This is a genomic window from Peribacillus sp. P4_C12 (assembly GCF_056402095.1).
In genome coordinates this window covers 71,311-88,829 of sequence record NZ_JBFUIB010000002.1, presented here as the reverse complement: position 1 = coordinate 88,829, position 17,519 = coordinate 71,311, and the positions used below count along the sequence as shown (strand labels likewise).

At 40.0% G+C, this 17,519-nt stretch carries 15 protein-coding genes and 2 pseudogenes; 8 read left to right on the top strand and 9 right to left on the bottom strand.

Annotated features, from left to right (window positions below):
• Window positions 1-354: 354 nt before the first annotated feature.
• The 5 genes from AC1DUW_RS01480 to AC1DUW_RS01460 all read right to left on the bottom strand — a co-directional run bounded on the left by AC1DUW_RS01480 (window position 355) and on the right by AC1DUW_RS01460 (window position 3,238).
• Window positions 355-945: a hypothetical protein gene (locus AC1DUW_RS01480; RefSeq protein WP_056520335.1), complete on the bottom strand. Its 591-nt coding sequence runs from the start codon at window positions 943-945 to the stop codon at window positions 355-357.
• Window positions 932-1,342: a hypothetical protein gene (locus tag AC1DUW_RS01475; protein WP_377377603.1), complete on the bottom strand. Its 411-nt coding sequence runs from the start codon at window positions 1,340-1,342 to the stop codon at window positions 932-934. The genes AC1DUW_RS01480 and AC1DUW_RS01475 overlap by 14 nt, the downstream gene beginning before the upstream one ends.
• 239 nt (window positions 1,343-1,581) lie before the next feature.
• Window positions 1,582-1,881: a hypothetical protein gene (locus AC1DUW_RS01470; protein ID WP_477641861.1), complete on the bottom strand. Its 300-nt coding sequence runs from the start codon at window positions 1,879-1,881 to the stop codon at window positions 1,582-1,584.
• 812 nt (window positions 1,882-2,693) lie between these two features.
• Window positions 2,694-2,966, bottom strand: coding sequence for a DUF3847 domain-containing protein (locus AC1DUW_RS01465; protein WP_477641860.1), 273 nt, complete (start codon window positions 2,964-2,966; stop codon window positions 2,694-2,696).
• A 5-nt stretch (window positions 2,967-2,971) separates the two neighbouring features.
• A complete protein-coding gene (locus tag AC1DUW_RS01460) occupies window positions 2,972-3,238 on the bottom strand; it encodes a hypothetical protein (protein ID WP_430090764.1) in 267 nt (88 codons plus the stop codon).
• A gap of 214 nt (window positions 3,239-3,452) precedes the next feature.
• Between AC1DUW_RS01460 and mobQ the strand changes: the two genes are divergently transcribed.
• On the top strand, window positions 3,453-5,465 hold the full coding sequence (gene mobQ, locus AC1DUW_RS01455; RefSeq protein WP_477641859.1) for a MobQ family relaxase: 2,013 nt from the start codon (window positions 3,453-3,455) through the stop codon (window positions 5,463-5,465).
• Between the two features lie 507 nt (window positions 5,466-5,972).
• Window positions 5,973-6,245 (top strand): annotated as a pseudogene (locus tag AC1DUW_RS01450) (integrase core domain-containing protein); the annotation flags it as partial.
• 207 nt (window positions 6,246-6,452) lie between these two features.
• On the opposite strand, the pseudogene AC1DUW_RS01445 reads toward AC1DUW_RS01450, so the two are convergent.
• A pseudogene (locus AC1DUW_RS01445) lies at window positions 6,453-6,545 on the bottom strand (IS3 family transposase); the annotation flags it as partial.
• A 347-nt stretch (window positions 6,546-6,892) separates the two neighbouring features.
• Entirely contained in the window at window positions 6,893-7,576 is a 684-nt protein-coding gene (locus tag AC1DUW_RS01440; RefSeq protein WP_477641858.1) for a LuxR C-terminal-related transcriptional regulator, read from the bottom strand.
• Window positions 7,577-7,819: 243 nt separating this feature from the next.
• Between AC1DUW_RS01440 and AC1DUW_RS01435 the strand changes: the two genes are divergently transcribed.
• The 6 genes from AC1DUW_RS01435 (at window position 7,820) to AC1DUW_RS01410 (ending at window position 16,189) form a co-directional block, all read left to right on the top strand.
• Window positions 7,820-9,088 carry an iron-containing alcohol dehydrogenase gene (locus AC1DUW_RS01435; protein WP_477641857.1) on the top strand — a complete coding sequence of 423 codons (1,269 nt, stop codon included), beginning with the start codon at window positions 7,820-7,822 and terminating at the stop codon, window positions 9,086-9,088.
• Between the two features lie 24 nt (window positions 9,089-9,112).
• Window positions 9,113-10,036: an alpha/beta hydrolase gene (locus tag AC1DUW_RS01430; protein WP_477641856.1), complete on the top strand. Its 924-nt coding sequence runs from the start codon at window positions 9,113-9,115 to the stop codon at window positions 10,034-10,036.
• Between the two features lie 278 nt (window positions 10,037-10,314).
• Window positions 10,315-11,955 (top strand): flavin-containing monooxygenase, encoded by a 1,641-nt coding sequence (locus tag AC1DUW_RS01425; RefSeq protein WP_477641855.1) that lies wholly within the window; start codon window positions 10,315-10,317, stop codon window positions 11,953-11,955.
• Window positions 11,956-12,348: 393 nt separating this feature from the next.
• Window positions 12,349-13,767, top strand: coding sequence for an NAD-dependent succinate-semialdehyde dehydrogenase (locus AC1DUW_RS01420; protein WP_477641882.1), 1,419 nt, complete (start codon window positions 12,349-12,351; stop codon window positions 13,765-13,767).
• Between the two features lie 334 nt (window positions 13,768-14,101).
• On the top strand, window positions 14,102-15,379 hold the full coding sequence (locus AC1DUW_RS01415) for an MFS transporter (protein ID WP_477641854.1): 1,278 nt from the start codon (window positions 14,102-14,104) through the stop codon (window positions 15,377-15,379).
• Between the two features lie 48 nt (window positions 15,380-15,427).
• Window positions 15,428-16,189 carry an SDR family NAD(P)-dependent oxidoreductase gene (locus AC1DUW_RS01410; protein WP_477641853.1) on the top strand — a complete coding sequence of 254 codons (762 nt, stop codon included), beginning with the start codon at window positions 15,428-15,430 and terminating at the stop codon, window positions 16,187-16,189.
• A gap of 112 nt (window positions 16,190-16,301) precedes the next feature.
• Here AC1DUW_RS01410 and AC1DUW_RS01405 read toward each other — a convergent pair whose 3' ends face one another.
• A complete protein-coding gene (locus AC1DUW_RS01405; protein WP_477641852.1) occupies window positions 16,302-16,592 on the bottom strand; it encodes a hypothetical protein in 291 nt (96 codons plus the stop codon).
• A gap of 49 nt (window positions 16,593-16,641) precedes the next feature.
• Window positions 16,642-17,347 (bottom strand): IS6 family transposase gene (locus AC1DUW_RS01400; protein WP_477641851.1). Its coding sequence is split into 2 segments (ribosomal slippage): window positions 16,642-17,190 and window positions 17,192-17,347, totalling 705 coding nucleotides; the frame shifts between segments, so codons are not numbered across the junction.
• Window positions 17,348-17,519 lie beyond the last annotated feature (172 nt).

Here is a 17,519-nt window from a genome sequence, read left to right as displayed (position 1 = left end):
AAAAGTAACTATCCACCGGCCAGGTCAAATGTTGCTACAAAAAATAAAAATAGATAGGACTTGTCCCGCAGTTTAGTAAGCCAATTCGATATCCGATTATTTTGTAGTAATTATTGATGAAAATATTGTTGGATGAATAGTCCGTGGATGGTATGCAATAGAAGAGAAGTTGTTGGTTAACGAAGGGTAGCGATAGTTGTACAACGAAAAGTATAGGTAATGAGCTTGGAGAAACCTCTACAAGCTCATTATTTATGCAAATAATATTGTGAATGCATAGGTTCATATTTTGAGATTTAGCCTGAGATTAATGGACTTTCCCCTTCAAATATGTTCCTTAGCCTTTCGTATATTCTATTCGATTTCATCATCAAGCAGGCGCAGGATATTTTCTACGACACCCGCATGGTTACCTTTTCGAAATTTATCAATAAAGTCTATATATAGAAGCTCAAATACTTTTTCTAGTGTGTAGCCATGTTCAGGCTGAACTTCCTCCATATCGGCAAGCAACACCTCTCCACGTAAGGCGAATTTCCTTCTCATGCGTAAATTCAAAGTTTTTATTTCTTGGTTCTTTTCTTTATGGATTAATTTAAACGCAGATTCCCCATACTTTTCAAGTCTTGAATCTTTATCAGCATACTGATCCAATGATGTGAGCAATCGGAATATGGCCTTTGAGTCTGGATTCTTTTTCGCAAAAAGTAAGAAGTCATTATATAAAAGATTCATCAAGTCGTTTTGTTCGAAATGCAGGTCTGATAGGTCTTGAATATCTTCACAGAAAACTTCTGCTCTTAGAAATAGGTTCAAGGGGACGTCTATACTCAGTAAGACGGTTGAAGATTTATTTACTTTATGGAGAAGCTTTCCGATAAAGTTTGATGATCCGATCAAAGATAGTTCTTCATCTATAAGATTGGCTTGGCTATATTTCCCCATCGGTTACGCCCCCTAGTTGTCTTTTTTTGTATGCTTCTACAAATATTCGATGAGCTGCTTTTCGAACGCTACATTTCCAAACGGCCGCATAATCGCCTATCTTTTGATAAGTTTCATGATCTACTTTGCAATGAACCGTGTAAGGCTGGTCTGTATAGGTGACGTCAGGGTATACGAGCACCTGTTCAAGTCCAAATAACAGTATTTCCGTGCCCAAGGCTGTTTTAGAGCCATTCCAGTATCGCCGGGATTCCCGTCTTAATATCATGTCCATGGGTTCGTCCACGGGGATTTTTATGTCATGCAGCTTATCTGAACGAACTTTTCTTTTTTGCGGTTCAATCATTTTTTTATTAGAAGAAGAGAGAACTGGATTCAAATGGTTAACCTTTCCCATTTGCTTTTCCCCTTTCAAAATCGTCTTTTTCTTTGGGTTGGTTGGTCAGTTGGTTACATCGTTACGCTATGCCAAGAGTGGAGGGAGGTATATTTGCTAGGGATTGTGGCAAGGCTTTTTTTTAAGTGAGGTGATACGAAATGAGTAAAGATATTTCAAAAGAACTGGCTGAAAAGCTTGCTAATAAGGCATCCACGCTACATTACGTAAAGAGCACAAATGAATCTAAAAAGAAGTAATTAGCCCAAAATGACCTTAATACCACCCTGATCAGTAATTTTGAATGGGGCTAGATTCTGTTTTTTAATATAGTTTTGATCTGTCCAGTACCCTTCTTCATCCAGCCCCCAGTCTGGGCAGGGGAGAGGGACGTCAGCAATTTTATGTTTTTGGAGGATACTTTTATACTCTTTTGAATGTGCGGCGACAAATAAGGCCAAACGGATAATTTGATTACGATCTAGATCGGTCGCTTTATACACATTCTCTATATAATTTTTATAAACGTCCGGGTATCTTACGGTAGGTCTATACACCATTTTCCTTCCTCCTTTTAAAATAGTATATGGACGTCAGCTGGTTAAAATGCCATTTGGTCAAATATCGTTATGTGCAAGATTCTGAGTTTGATCACGAAATGACTAAACTAGTTTAGTCTGGTCTGGTTTTTAAAAAACAAAACTAAACTAGATTAGACTAGTTTAGTTTATTCTCTGTCTTATTGTTATTTGAAGCCATGGATCTTTCCTTGTAATAATAAAGAGGCATAGTAAAAAAATAAAAAATCGTTGGTTTGTTTTACTACTTTTAGATCAAGAAGTAAGAGGGAGGCATGTCCTACCTGAAACAGAGGAAGATAAGGTCAAGTCTAGCTTTCATTAAATCAAAAGTACGTGTGTTTTGGCATTAATGTCGCTTGAAAACCACGGCCTTACGCTAACGCCAAACACTCTGTAATTTAGTCTCATTTCCGGTATATCGGCATCATAGAACGTTCCGAAAAACAGAAGATATTAAAGGACAAAGAGAATCAAAGGCTCAAGGAGAGCTGCATATTCATATCAAGAATTACTATCTAAAAATCCATTTAAAAAGGCAAATACATATTAATAATGATTAATATGTATTTGCCTTTTTATTGAAGTGAAACGATTGATAACAATTTCAACGTGAAATTTTGCCATTTTTTACCTTGAGTGACAGCCTAGTTAATTCATCAATTGCATTTCTTACTCGATTTAATATTGTTTGCTCATTCATGATAATTAATTACTGAAGAATATTTATGTAGCGAAACAGTTTTGTGTGGTTAATTTATGGGGCTTTCCAGAATGGCTTTATCTTATTATTTTTAATGGACTTCTTCATCTAAATTTTTTATCTGTCGAATTACATATTCTTTATTTTTATTTTTAAAATCTGCTAATACTTTTAGTAAATTTTCAGTGTCCTTTAGGGACAAGGTTTCTTCTTCTAAGTACTTTTCCAGAAGTGCTCCTTTTTGAATCAGTCTTCGCGTTCGTTCTCTTCTAGCTTCGTTTGAAACTTTATGTTCTAGAACTCTTTTCTTTTGCTCCAGAACTTTTATTCTGTCCTTCATTTTTTGTAATTCTTCGTTAGGCATATGAATTACCCTTTAGGTGGATTTAGAGAAAAATTCTTCTCTTCCTCATTATCCTCTTTTGAAGAAGAGGCTTCACTTAATGATTTCACTTGAATATTAAATGAATCTATTAATCCCTTTGCTTCGTTCACATCTTCCACTTCCCATGAATCCATTAGATACTTCCCAATCTCCCTGTGGGTGTTGTTCAATATCCTTTTCTGTTTTTCTTTCAATCTTTTGATCTGCTCTTCAATACTTAGAATTTGTTCTTTAGTATTCTGTTTTACCAACTTTAACACCTCACGGATAGTTTTCCATAATTATAGCACTTGTCCTATATTATGGAAAGTGATAGAATGATCCCGAAGATAAGATCAAGGGCGCACTTATATACCACTATCGTGGTATTGTGCATTGGCTCCTTCTTCGAAGAAACCAATTTCGTGAAGCGTCTGAAAAATTCGCTTCGCTCATGTTATGAAAAAAAAGTGGGGTGCTTGAACCGTGGCCATCTATCATTTCTCCAATCAGATTATTTCAAGAAAAAAGCAACAAAATACCATTGCTGCAGCTGCATATCGTTCTGGTGAGAGATTGGTAGATGAAAGAACCGATGAGTCCAAGTTTTATAAAAGACAAGTGGAACCGATTACTCATATTCTTGCGCCTAGTCATGCACCTAAATGGGTATATGATCGTCAGCAATTATGGAATGAAGTGGAGAAAGTAGAAAGACAATGGAATGCACAACTTGCCCGTGAAATGAATGTAGCCTTACCAAAGGAACTATCTCATGAAGAGCAAGAACAATTAGCCATTGAATTTTGTAATGAGGTTTTTGTGAAAGATGGCATGGTTGCAGATTTAGCTATCCATAGAGATGATGAAGAAAATCCACACTTTCATATCATGTTAACCATTCGACCTTTTAATGAAGAGGGAACATGGGGAAATAAACAAGTGAAGATGAAAGAAATCATTAATGGAAAACAACAAATAAAAGCCATACATACAACTGATTGGAATACCAAAGAAAAGCTTGTTTACTGGAGAGAGCAGTGGGCGACTTATGCCAATCAATTCTTAGAGAAAAATGGTTTTCCTGAAAGGATCACCCATTTATCGAATAAAGATCAAGGGCTTGAAACACTCCCGACCATTCATGAAGGAGTTGTTGCAAGGCAGCTGCAAAATGAAGGGAAAGAATCTGAAAGAATTCGAATAAATATGGAGTGTAAAGAGTACAACAAAATCATCATCGAACTGTCAGAAGTGAAGAAAGAAAAACAGATAAAAGAAAGAACAGAGAAGTTTGTTCGCCGCTTCACTCCTTTAGAGAAAAAACAACTACGTGAGTCAGCCAAATCCTTACGACTTTTTGTCAATTACGAAAACATCAACACTAGAAGGATCCAGTTAAACAAATGGCATGCCCGACTAGAGTTTAATCAGGATTCCGTTGATTCATTTAAAAAAATGAGCCGGATAGAAAGAGAAACAGAAATGTTAGATCAAGCTGAAAATATTTTGGAAAATGAGGCAAATAGGTTTTTAGAAAAGTATTATCCGGATTTTAATATTGAGGATCATTCTAAAGAACAAAAAATTGAGGTTGTTGAAACGACGGTCACGCAGAATAAAAGGTTAAGTAGACATGAAATTGAAAAAGTTATTACCTATTTAGAGAAAAAGCAAATCGAAAAGGACTTATATGTTTTACTGAACAATAGGCCACAGTTTGTTCTTTCCATACAAAAAGAAATACAACGTGCAGAAAAGCAGTTCGAGAATTTGCGTTTGAAAAATGGGGTTAATTTTGTTGATGAATCAACAATCAAAAATGCTTCTGAAAAAGAGTTAAGTCAAATGCAGTTTTTATTAAAACAAAAAGAGAATTTGAACAAATCATTAAGCCTGTTGGGACTACTTTATGACCACCGACTTCAAGCTATGTATCCTAATTGGGTTGGACGTAATTATTTATCGATTGAACAAAAGGAATTCTTTGTCATGGCAGAAGAGTATTATGGGAAAAATATTATGCCTGAGGATTTTTTAAACCCACCAAGAAAATACTCTAAAGATGAACAAATTGAAATTATTTCCTTTTTTCATCAAATTATTAACGGTCATATTGACTCATATAAACGAAATCAATCTATTGAGCTCTTAAATAAGAAGTATCCAGATTTCCAAACGGATAATCAATCGTATAAACATTTGTTCTATTATGAGTGTATGCGATATACTGACGAAATTGGCCAAGGACGAATGAATCAACTTCAACGTGCATTTGATGTCCAGTCGGTTGGTAAAGAAGAGGACTCCGAACTTGAGCGTTCCACCACTTTCGGTCCGAAAACTAATCATTATTCAAGTTTCTTGTCTTATGATGGTTCTGATTTCTTTTCTATTCTTGAGAATGCCATCCGTGAAGCTGATCGAAAATGGAGAGAAGATGAACTTGAACAGAAGAATAAAAACAAGAGGAAAAGACAAAAGGGAATGGAACGCTAGTATTGGGGTTATTTAATGGATGTCGAACACATTCTAGCGTTCTTGTCCTAGGCTTGCTATCTTAACCTTTTTCGTAGATGAACAATGAAGCAGATGATTATTTGAAAAATATTTGAGAAGCAGCTGGGTCCACTAACTTGAATCACTTTGGAGGGTCCTCTAACGATTTGGAAGCTACAACTTGTGGGTCCAATGATTATGTACGAAACTGTATGTTTTTGGTGAAGATAGAAATCTGAGTCATATAGCCAGAGACGTTTTGATTGTTCACTCTTTGTACAATGGCGGTTAAGAAAGTAGGGTAAGAATAAGGCCCATTATCTTCAACCAGATCGGAAACCTGCTTGCAGCTCGAAAAGATGCACATCAATAAATGGAAATTCAAGGGGGGTATTATTTTTGACCATTAGGATGAGAGCATATTAACCTATTAGATGACCTAAAAATTGATTTTAATTTGATTTCCGATTTATGTCTTAGCGTAGGGTTATGTCCAAATGTCGGAGAACAAGCAGCGAGTTTACTCAACATATCCAATACCATCATATTAAAAAATCCTATTGTCAGAAAGGTTGTCCGTACGATAATGCCTGTATTGAATCCTTTCATGCTCTATTAAAAAAGGAAGAAGTCAACCACGTACAATATCTAGACTATCAAACAGCATAATTAGCAATGTTCCAATTCATTGAAGGTTGGTATAACCGAAAAAGTATTCACAGCAGCTTGGGCTATCAAACCCTACAAGCAATTGAAAATCGAATTAGGAATACAGCTTAAGATTTAACTTWTTAGTGTCCAAAATATTGACTCAAATCCAAAGGGTTTGCGGCTATGGTTGGTATGAAGGTTGTATTACTTATGTTTATGTCGCACAATTATATAATAAAGAAAGTAAAAAGGATTAGCGTTTTTCACTAACAGGTGCTTTACTTCAATAAGAGAGTTGCTTTGAAGTGAACCCAAAAAGTTAGACACTTTATTTAATTAGGCAGCCTTGAGGGCATGAACCCGGTAATCTACCGGGCTCATGCCTTTTAATTTTACCTTGATTCGTTGATGATTGTAGTAATGGATAATATCGATAATCTCACCGATCAATCGGACAGCAAAATAGAATTGATCCACCAGGAGCTGACAGGAAAGGATTTATAGCTCTTGATTGAAGTAAAATCGAGTTCGGCGATATGACCCAACTGCCAGAAACCTTCTCACCGGTCTATCCGTTCGATTATAAATCCTTGTCCATAAGTGGTTTTACGATACGGGAAGAATGAAGCAATGATCCAGTAGAAGGTCATGTGAACCGTCTGAAAACAATCAAACGAATGATGTATGGAAGAGCCGGGTTTCAAGTATTAMGAAATCGATTTAATTAAATAAAAAATAGATGAAAATTCGGAAGCTTGTAGAAAATGTAGGTGTTTTTATTGGATGATTCCTCTGCGCAAGGCTTCGGCTACTCCTTGCACTCGATTGAACACCTCGAGTTTTCGAATGGCGGATCGTACATAATCTTGAACGGTAAATTCGCTAATACCAAGTGATACAGCCATTACCTTCGTGCTTTCACCCCAAGACATTTTCTGCAATACTTCAATTTCCCTCCTGCTAAGTCTTTTGGAGTTTCCAGGGTAGTCGTCTTCCCCAAATATTTGCCCTAAATGTTGCCCATATACACCTAAAGRGTGAAGAAGGCTATCTCTAACGGTAAAGGAATCTGTACTCCCCATACAGGCATAGCCAACTACGTGTGAGCTATAGCTAATGGGAACTACTAGAATTTCAGTAGTGATGCCATTGGTATATTTTATAGGTAGTTGGTGAATCGATTGCGAATCGACATGTTTGGGCTTCCTTTCTTGAATGGCCGAATAGATGGGTGGCATGTTTCGAACATCGTCTCTCCACTCCTGCAAGGAAGATACTCCTTGTTTATCGATTCGTAATATGCCTTCACCGATTTTGCTTAACGTCGAATAGAAATAGAGACCCACACGGGAAAATTGAAAAAGATCCATAAATCCACGAACGGCAAGGATTTGCTTTTCGTGATGAGAAGGAACTGATGAAATGGATTGAATTTGCTTTTTTATGGCTGTATCTAGCATGAATGTCCCCTCCATATGCAAGTTTAAATATTCCTATTATACCAAAAGGTATTCTGATTACAAATGTCGTGAACGATCGAATAAAACTCTAGGGCTGACTAATCTATGGATCATTTAGGAGGAGGAGATAACTTTTCATGGAGAAGTCCCCCTTAATTTTAGGGGATATGTTAATCAGAAAAGTTGAACTATTATTAGTGTTGCAAGCGGTTACAACTAGAAAAATAGCCACGAAGTGTAGGAATGATAAAAGTCATTTCTATTCGAATGAACCTTAATTTCAGAAAGCAGGCGATGGAAATGAATAATTCTTTTTCTGAATTTCATTTAAGAACATCCATATCTAGCGGAGCGGGGGCAAGAAGTTTACTCCCGCAAATGATTCAGGGATTAGGCGGAAAGCGGGTCATCCTGTTTACGGATAAGGGATTAGTCCAGGCAGGCGTTGCTGCCCAAATCATTGATCTGTTTAAAGGCATAGAGGAGCACGTAGAGCTTGTTGGTGTCTTTGATGAGATCGAACAGGATGCCAAAGCGGAAAACGTCACCAAGGCTGTCCGGTTTTTCCGAGAGCATCAGGCGGACGCTTTGATTGCTCTTGGAGGTGGAAGCGTTCTCGATGCTGTAAAGGGCATCAAGTGGATGCTGCACAAAGGGTATGACGATACGGAGAAAATTCTCCATACCAGCATCAGAGAATTTCCGCCAGAAGCCCAACCGACGGGCATCCCGCATGTGGCAATTCCTACTACAGCAGGAACTGGTGCGGAAGTGTCGCCAATGGCAGTCATTTATAATGAAAAACTAGGCATGAAACTTGTGATTAGAACTCCATATCTCAATGCGGACATGGCCATCTTGGATCCTGAGCTGACAGTGGGATTGCCCCCGAAGATAACGGCCTTTACGGGAATGGATGCCTTGACACATGCGATAGAAGGCTATTTTTCAACAACAGCTACTCCATTTACGGATTCTTACGCCTTGTATTCTACCCATTTAATTGCAGAGAATCTGCCCATCGCAGTCAAGGAGGGATCTAACCTTGAAGCCAGATGCAATATGCTGATGGCAAGCGCAATGGCGATAACGGCATTCGGTTTTGGTAACAATGGAGTGCCGGTGCATAACATGGCACATGTATTTGGAGCCAAGTTTAGAATTCCGCACGGCCTGGCCAATGCGGTGCTCTTGCCTAACATGATGGTTGCCCTGCCTTCTTTATATTTACCGAAAATTAAGCGGTTTGCTGAAGCGTTGGGAATTGAAAACCTGTCGTCTGATCCTCAAGAATGCTTGACGAGGGTAATCGAATTCATTCGTAATCTGCGGCAGCAAATCGGATTGCCGGATACCTTTGCTGAATTTAACCTTGATTCTAATATGCTTCAATGTATTGTCGATGAAGTGCAAAGTGATTCTGCCTCAGCCAGGTTCCTCATTCCAGCTGATGTAATCACCAAAGTGACTGAAGAAGTTTCTGGACTAACTTCAAGCAAGGTGAACTCGTAACATATTCAAAGGAGGAATCAATTCATGTTAGATCCTCAAGCGAAGGACTTCCTGCATTTGTTGAGGGAAAGAGAACCAACCTCCGCTCTGACACCTGAAGTAAACCGTGCCAAAGGGGTGGCACTACAAAAATTGGCAGGTCCAGCAGAGCCGGTAGCCAAAGTAGAAGAGTACTGGATTCCTGTGGAAAATGGCGAAATTAAGGTGAGGGTGTATACCCCGGAAGGAGAAGGGATTTTCCCGGTTTTTATCTACCTTCATGGAGGAGGATGGGTTTTGGGAGATCTTGAAACGGTCGATGTACCTTGCCGCAGCATTGCCACTCAGGCAGAGTGCATTGTGGTGTCCGTCGATTATCGCCGGGCTCCTGAATATAAGTTCCCTACTCCTCTTGAAGATTGTTATAAAGCAGCAATATGGGTGGCCAATCATGCCAGAGAATGGAAGGGAGACCCAACAAGAATTGCTATAGGTGGGGACAGTGCCGGTGGAAACCTGGCTGCCTCAGTCACATTGAAGGCAAGAAATCAGGAAGGGCCCACTTTTGTGTCACAAATTTTGATTTATCCGGTAACGAGCCTCTCTTTCGATACGCCATCGTACAAAGCGAATGGCGAGGGGTATTTCCTTACACTTGATAGCATGGCGTGGTTTGCGCGACAGTATCTGGATAAAGAAGAAGACATGTTCAACGCCTACGCAGCACCGCTACTGGCCAAAGATCTGAGTGGACTTCCACCGGCACTAGTCATTACGGCGGAATATGATCCACTTCATGATGAGGGATTGGCCTATGCCAACAGGTTGCGTGAAGTAGGCGTTTCGGTAGAATACACTTGCTACGAAGGCATGATTCACGGATTCTTCTGGATGGCGGGAATTATGGATAAAGGCAAGCGGGCGATTGAGCAAGTAGCCCACCACTTGCATTCATCCTTTCATGAATAAATACCAGTTAATTTAGGAAGCTTAACGAATTTGATTGTTGAAATAACTTAACTTTCTATAATCCGCCAATTTAGGTGGTTGAAGAAATCCTGGCCATGCAGATGTTCTAACGGATAGAAAATATATTGCCGGTTTCCTTGACGATATGCCCATCAGGGGGGCAAGGCTAGAACATTGCGAGCAATACTACGGGACGCTCTGAGTGGATTTAATCGATTGTTTCGAAGATTGATAAGTTCTTGAGTACAACTAGATTGTGATTAAAGGGAGGAATAAAAATGACAAATAAGAATCAAATCATTAACCTAGATGCAGTTGTTGTAGGAGCCGGTTTTTCGGGGTTATACATGCTATATCGCTTACGTGAGGCTGGATTTTCCGTCAGTGCTTTTGAGGCGGCGCCTGATGTCGGTGGTGTATGGTATGCAAATCGTTATCCTGGAGCGCGATGCGACTCAGAGAGTATTATTTATAATTATACTTTTTCTGATGAGCTTCTTCAGGAATGGACATGGACTTCTAGGTTCCCGGAACAGGCGGAAATATTAAAGTACCTTAATTTCGTGGCAGATAGGCTTGACTTACGTCGTGATATCCAGTTCAATACACGCATTACAGCTGCTCATTACGATGATGTTAATAAAAATTGGAGTATCCAACTGGATGACGGTACCAATTTGACTGCTAAGTATTTCATCACGGGAGTAGGCTGTCTCTCTGCATCGAACACACCTAACTTTAAGGACTTAGCTAGTTTTGAGGGGGAAGCATATCACACCGGACACTGGCCGCATGAAAAGGTAGACTTCAGTGGGAAGCGTGTCGGTTTGATTGGTACGGGTTCAAGCGGTATCCAATCTATCCCGGTCATTGCGGAAGAAGCGGGTCATCTCAACGTTTTTCAGAGAACGCCGGCGTATAGTACTCCTGCGAGAAACTATCGATATGACCCAGAATTTATACGTCAAACTAAAGAAAACTATGAAGAGATTAGGCAACAAATACGTTGGTCCTCAATGGGTTATCTTCATACGGTGATCAACGATAAATCGGCATTGGAAGATACACCAGAAGAACGTCAGGAGCAATACAAAAAGGTCTGGGAAAGAGGGGGATTAGGGTTTAGCCAAACGTATAATGACCTGTTGGTAAACGAAGAATCCAATGAAACGGCTAGTGAATTTATTCGTTCTAAGATAGGTGACGTTGTAAAAGACCCAGAGGTAGCCGAGAAATTAAAACCAAGCTACTACTATTCTGCAAAACGACCAGTCATAGACACCAATTATTATGAGACGTTTAATCGTGATAATGTCACCTTGGTAGATGTAAAGGATACGCCGATTGTTGAAATTACGCCTAAGGGAATAAGAACTTCGGAAGCGGAGTATGAACTGGATGTCATTGTTTTTGCTACTGGTTACGATGCGATGACAGGGCCTTTGTTTAAGATCGATATCCGTGGAAAAGACGGAGTGTCACTAAAAGAGAAATGGGCTGATGGAACACAAACGAGAACATACCTCGGTATCGCAAATGCTGGTTTCCCGAACATGTTTATGATTACTGGTCCTGAGAGTCCTTCCGTACTGTCCAACGTTCCCGTATCTATTGAGCAGCATGTTGAATGGATTGGTGATTGTATCGAATATCTTCGCGAGCATGAGGTGGAAACGATTGAGGCTAATAGGGAGGCGGAAGAGGCATGGAGTAAGCATTGTCAGGAATTAGCTGAAGCTTCGCTTCTTACTAAGGTCGACTCTTGGTACACGGGTGCAAATATTAAAGATAAGCCACGTGGATTCCTCATTTATGTTGGGGGAGTTGGGAAGTACCGTAAGATATGCGACGACGTAACAGCTAAAGGCTACGAAGGGTTTACTTTAACACCTTCGCACTCTAAAGAACCGGTTTCCTGAAAAATGGTATTGCGCGAATGAGGGGATATGTAAGGTGTCTATTGTATTCGGAAAAACAGATTCCAATCGCAAAGAAACAGTGAATTAAGGTTATCATCGTTCCGAAAAATCCTAATGGTGACTGAAGCGAAGATAATCGAATGGTACAACTAGAACCCAGCGTATTACAAGGTACCTCGCGTGAACAATTTCAGAAAAATTTGAATCGATTAACGGCAAGATCCTTCTCCATGTATTGATAGAGGACGAAAAAAAGAAACAGCTGAATCGCGGAGAACAGAGGAAGAGGAAACATTCATGATAGCGTCCTAATAAGTTTCATTACTCTGGAAAAGTCGGCTATACCTAGTTCGACTTTTCCTATAGATTAAAATCACGGAGGGAGCGTTGATGATGTATATCAATGGGGAATGGTTGGAAACGGATCAGGTATTTGAAGTAAATAATCCAGCAACAGGGGAAAAGGCGGGTACCGTTTATTTTGCTGGTGAAGAAGAGACGAACTTGGCCATTCAAGCCGCAGAGAAGGCGTTTCCCCAATGGGCTGGACTCACGGCAGAGCAGCGCAGTTCGTATTTATGGCGAATTGTGGAGAAAGTTGGAGAAAAAAGGGAAGAAATAGCTCAAATCATAACAAAAGAAATGGGGAAAACAATTCATCATGCCCGGCAAGAAGTAGGTTCGGCCATCGCCTTTTTTCAATGGTATGCAGAAGAGGCACGCAGAATTTATGGAGATATCATTTCCCCCTCCATAGCTAACAAACGTATCCAGGTGATTCGACAACCTGTTGGTGTTGTAGGAGCCATTACTCCCTGGAATTTTCCGTTGTCCATGGCCGCTAGAAAGTTGGGACCGGCTCTAGCGACTGGGTGTACAGTGATCCTAAGGCCTTCGAGAGAAGCTCCGTTGTCTTCAGTTGCGTTATTTAAAATCTTTGATGAAATAGGTCTGCCGAAAGGCGTGGCTAATCTCGTCATCGGACAATCAGGCCCTATTGTCAACACGATTATGAACAGCAGTATTGTGAAGAAAGTTTCCTTTACTGGTTCAACGGAAGTGGGGAAAATTCTCATTGGGCAGTCTGCAAAAACTGTCAAGCGGGTGTCGATGGAATTAGGAGGGCATGCCCCTTTTATCGTATTTGATGATGCGGATATCGACTTGGCTGTTGAGGGTTTGGTAAAAAGTAAATTTGGCTCCAATGGACAACAATGCATCTGTCCAAACCGGATTTATGTGCAGGATAAAGTTTATGAGGAATTTGCTGAGAAGCTGAAAGAAAAAGTTCAAACTATCAAAGTAGGTAATGGATTGGATGAGCAAAATGAAATGGGGCCTTTGGTAAATGCAGAAGCCATTGAAAAGGTCCAAGAGCAAGTTGACGATGCGGTTCAACTCGGAGCGTGTATCCTTAACGGTGGGAAAAGGCTGTCGGACGGAAGCTATTCCAATGGAAATTTTTACGAACCCACTGTTTTGTCTAATGTAACGGATAATATGCTGATTACTAGGGAAGAAACATTTGGACCCGTCATTCCACTTTTAAGGTTCAGTAGCGAGGAAGAAGTTATTGAAAGAGCAAATGCTATTGAATATGGACTTGCCTCTTACTTCTATACAAAAGATCTTTCCCGCAAGTACCGTGTTTCTGAACAACTGGAATACGGTATGGTAGGAGTGAATGATGCTATTCCCTTTGCAGTTCAAGCGCCATTTGGCGGCGTAAAAGAGAGCGGCATGGGTCGCGAAGGCGGAAAGTATGGATTGGATGACTATCTAGACACAAAAATGATTTCCGTACAGATTTAATAGATGTTGATACAGCTATATAGTTTGTTTTGAAACAGTATCAGGTTAGGTATATGTGAAGAGGTTCCGCATATACCCACTTTTGAACTTTGTTTATCTTCATTCAGCAGAAAACGCCCACCTCAATAGGTAGGTGAGATGAGTGCGGTTTCCTTCCTTACTTCGTTCAGCAGGAGTCCAAACACCGGGTGAACGAAGTAAGGAAGGAAACCCCTAAGTACGCCGAGGTGAAATTGATTGTGCGTTTCTGTCTGTCATCGCTTTTCCCACGTGTTTTGCGTTTCGTTATAATAATGGGAATCAAGGTTTGTAATCCATAGATAGGGGGATGTTTATGCGTTGGGTTGTTCTGATTATTCTATTTTTCGGTTTTTTGATTAACTTTGCTGACAAGAGTGTTGTCGGACTTGCTGCTGGTTCTTTAATGGAAGACTTAAGTTTGAATTATGCACAATGGGGAATTATTGGAAGTAGCTTTTTCTGGATATTTCCCGTAGCTGCGGTTTTCGTAGGGGTTCTTACCGATAAAGTCTCTCCCAAGAAAATTATAGCCTTCATGCTTTTAGCATGGTCACTTCTCCAGTTTGGAGGCTATATAATCGGCGGTTTTGCAACACTCCTCCTGTATCGCATTTTTCTTGGCCTCGCTGAAGGTGGATATGCTCCGGCATCCCTTAGACAATTGTTTGCTTATTTCCCCCCAGCCATGCGGGCACGGGTGACCACCATTTTTATCTCAGGTTCAACGGTTGGAGCTTATGCGGTCGCTCCTTTGGTTGTACTCTTACTCCATATGGTAGGTTGGAGACATTCGTTTGCTATTATGGGATTAGTCAGTTTGGTTCTATTAGTCGTGTGGGTTACTGTAGTTCCTAAAAAAACTCCAGAACTAGCAGAACTGGCAGTTAAGTCCGACTTTGCTCCAAAAAGGAAAGTTACTTGGTCGGAATTATACCCGGTTTTGTTGTCACGAACTAGTATATTTACTTTGTTTGTTACATTTGGATTCTTCTGTCTATCGAGTTGGATGCAGATTTGGATGCCTTTATACTTTCTAAAAGTGATTCAAGTATCGGAAATGGGAATGGCGTATGCCACATTGACAGTCGGAGGAACATCGCTGATTGTGTCGCTATCCATGGCAACTATCTCTGACCGCATATTTAAAAATACACAAAATGTACGTGCGGGACGGGTGAAGGTAACAGGAATTGGAATGCTTCTTGGTGGCTTGTTTTTTGGATCACTTTATTTTACCCAATCGGTGGCGTGGGCTATCATCGGAATTACATTGGCGTATGGATTTAGCTACCTTATTGTTTCAACATCCCATATCATTATGTGCAATCAGCTTCCTGAACGCACATCCACTATTTCTGGAACGATTGTTGCCTTTCAGAACGTCGCAGCAGCTTTATGTTCATTGGTCACTGGATTTATTATCCAATCCGCTGGGAGTGATAATATAGTTCAAGGATTTCAGTATTCATTTCTAATGATTTCATCGATCATGGTAGTTGTTGCAATACTATTTATAGGCTTTGTTCATCCTGATCGGAAAGAGAAAAAAGTCAAATTGGTTGATATGGAGAAGGCGGTGTCCAGTTCTTAAGAAATATGGACTTGCTATACGCAAAAAAATAAGGTAGGGGGAAGAGCAATGGGTTTTGAAGAAAAAGTTGTATTAATCACAGGGGCGACCGGTGGAATTGGTAAGGAAACGGCTCGTTTATTTGCCAAACAAGGAGCGAAACTAGCGTTAGTCGATTTGGATCATAAAGCACTAGAATGGCTTGCCAAGGAACTGGAGCTAGAGGATTATTTGCTGCAAACTGCTGATGTGACAAGTGAAGAGCAAGTAAAGAATTTTGTTCAGCAGACAAAGAAGAAATACGGAAAAATTGACGTTTTCTTCAATAATGCGGGAATAGAAGGAAAGGTTGCTCCGATTACAGAAACATCTTCAGAGGATTTAGATAAGGTTTTGAATGTCAATATCAAGGGTGTCTTTTTTGGTTTAAAGCACGTGATGGCTATCATGATGGAGCAAAGGTCAGGAAGTATCATCAATTCGTCATCTATTACGGGGTTAAAGGGCTCCGTTGGCTTGGCTCCCTATTCTGCCTCTAAACATGCCGTGCTTGGATTGACCAAAACAGCATCCTTAGAATCGGCAGAAATGGGGATTCGGGTGAACGCAATCTGCCCCGGATATGTCGACACCCGAATGATGCAGGCTATTGAGGGCGGAAAAGGACCAGAGCATGTGAATCAGATGAGAGATAGAGCGTTAGCGAAGGTACCAATGAAGCGCTATGCCCAGCCGGAAGAAATTGCAGAACTTGTTTTGTTTTTAGCTTCAGATCATGCTTCTTTTATCACTGGAAGCCATTATGTCGTTGATGGAGGGAATCTGGCATAAGATTGTGTGAAACAATAGTTGATATAGCGATTCAAGGGGGCTCTTTCAAAAGAAAGATCCCCCTTCATTGTGCGCCCAGCATGGGCGTAGTCTATAGGGTGCAAGTCCCGAACTACGAAGGCTGAAGGCGCGATTCGAACGTTGGAAATAATTCAGCTGCACGAGGTCGCGATAATGTGAAAACCTCCACAAACCAATCAATAGTTAATGCATTAAATCGAAGAAGCTCAATAGTCTGGTCTAGACCAAAGTTTAATTCTCCATTAGTAGGAGAAAAAGGGCTTCTTATGTTAGGCGTCCATTCATCTATAAGTCGTCCCCATAAATCGATTAATGGCATCTCTTTAGCCAAGTCAATTAGATTGGTTAAAATTAGGAATTCGTATAATGGGTTCTGGTGCAAATATGATTAGTAAGAAACATAGAACCTCAATATCCTTTTCATCTATGAATTATGATGCCACTCCAAACAATTTATGGATAAATTCTTTTTGATTTTGGGCAGACTTCACCCCTTGATGAACCTGTTTCTTTTTAATCATATGCATGGCTTCTATGCCACTAAGTATGTAAGTAGCTGTACGAAATGATTTCAACCCTAACATCGAACGAACTCGCTTCTTTATAAAACGATGATCTTGTTCTACTATATTATTGAGATATTTAACTTGCCTTATTTGTATGCCTTCAGGCATGCGTTTCTYTTCTTTTAACTCTTGAATCGCTAMAGGATAGGCTGGATTTTTATCCACTGTTATGACACGAGGTTTACAAACATGAGTAGCCAAGGCTTTCTTGAAAAAGCGCTTGGCTGCTTGTTTATCTCTTGATTCACTTAGATAAAAATCAATGGTATTCCCTTCTGAATCGACTGCACGATATAAATACATCCATTGACCTTTTACTTTGATATACGTTTCATCGACTCTCCAAGAGTCATTTGTTGGCTTAAGATGACGACGTACTCTTTTATCTAATTGWGGTCCATATTGATGAACCCAAACGCATAATCGTTGTATGAGCCATGGATAAGCYACGCTCCTCCATCATTTCCACCAAWTTACGAAAACTTAAGTTGTACCGTAGGTACCATCGTACTGKTAATAAAATAATGTCAGGCTGATATTGCTTCCAWTTGAACAAATCTTCTTTTTTCATACCAATCAGACACCTTTTTTTAGAGTAATAGTATCAGTATGTCCAAGATTTAGAGATTAATTGCAATTGTCTTCAAGTTCTTGCACCAGAATCATAAAAAACATTCATTTCAATGGGAATTTGAGTGTGTTCAGAAAAGGACGAGTTTTGGAACAAATAATAGCATCTATGA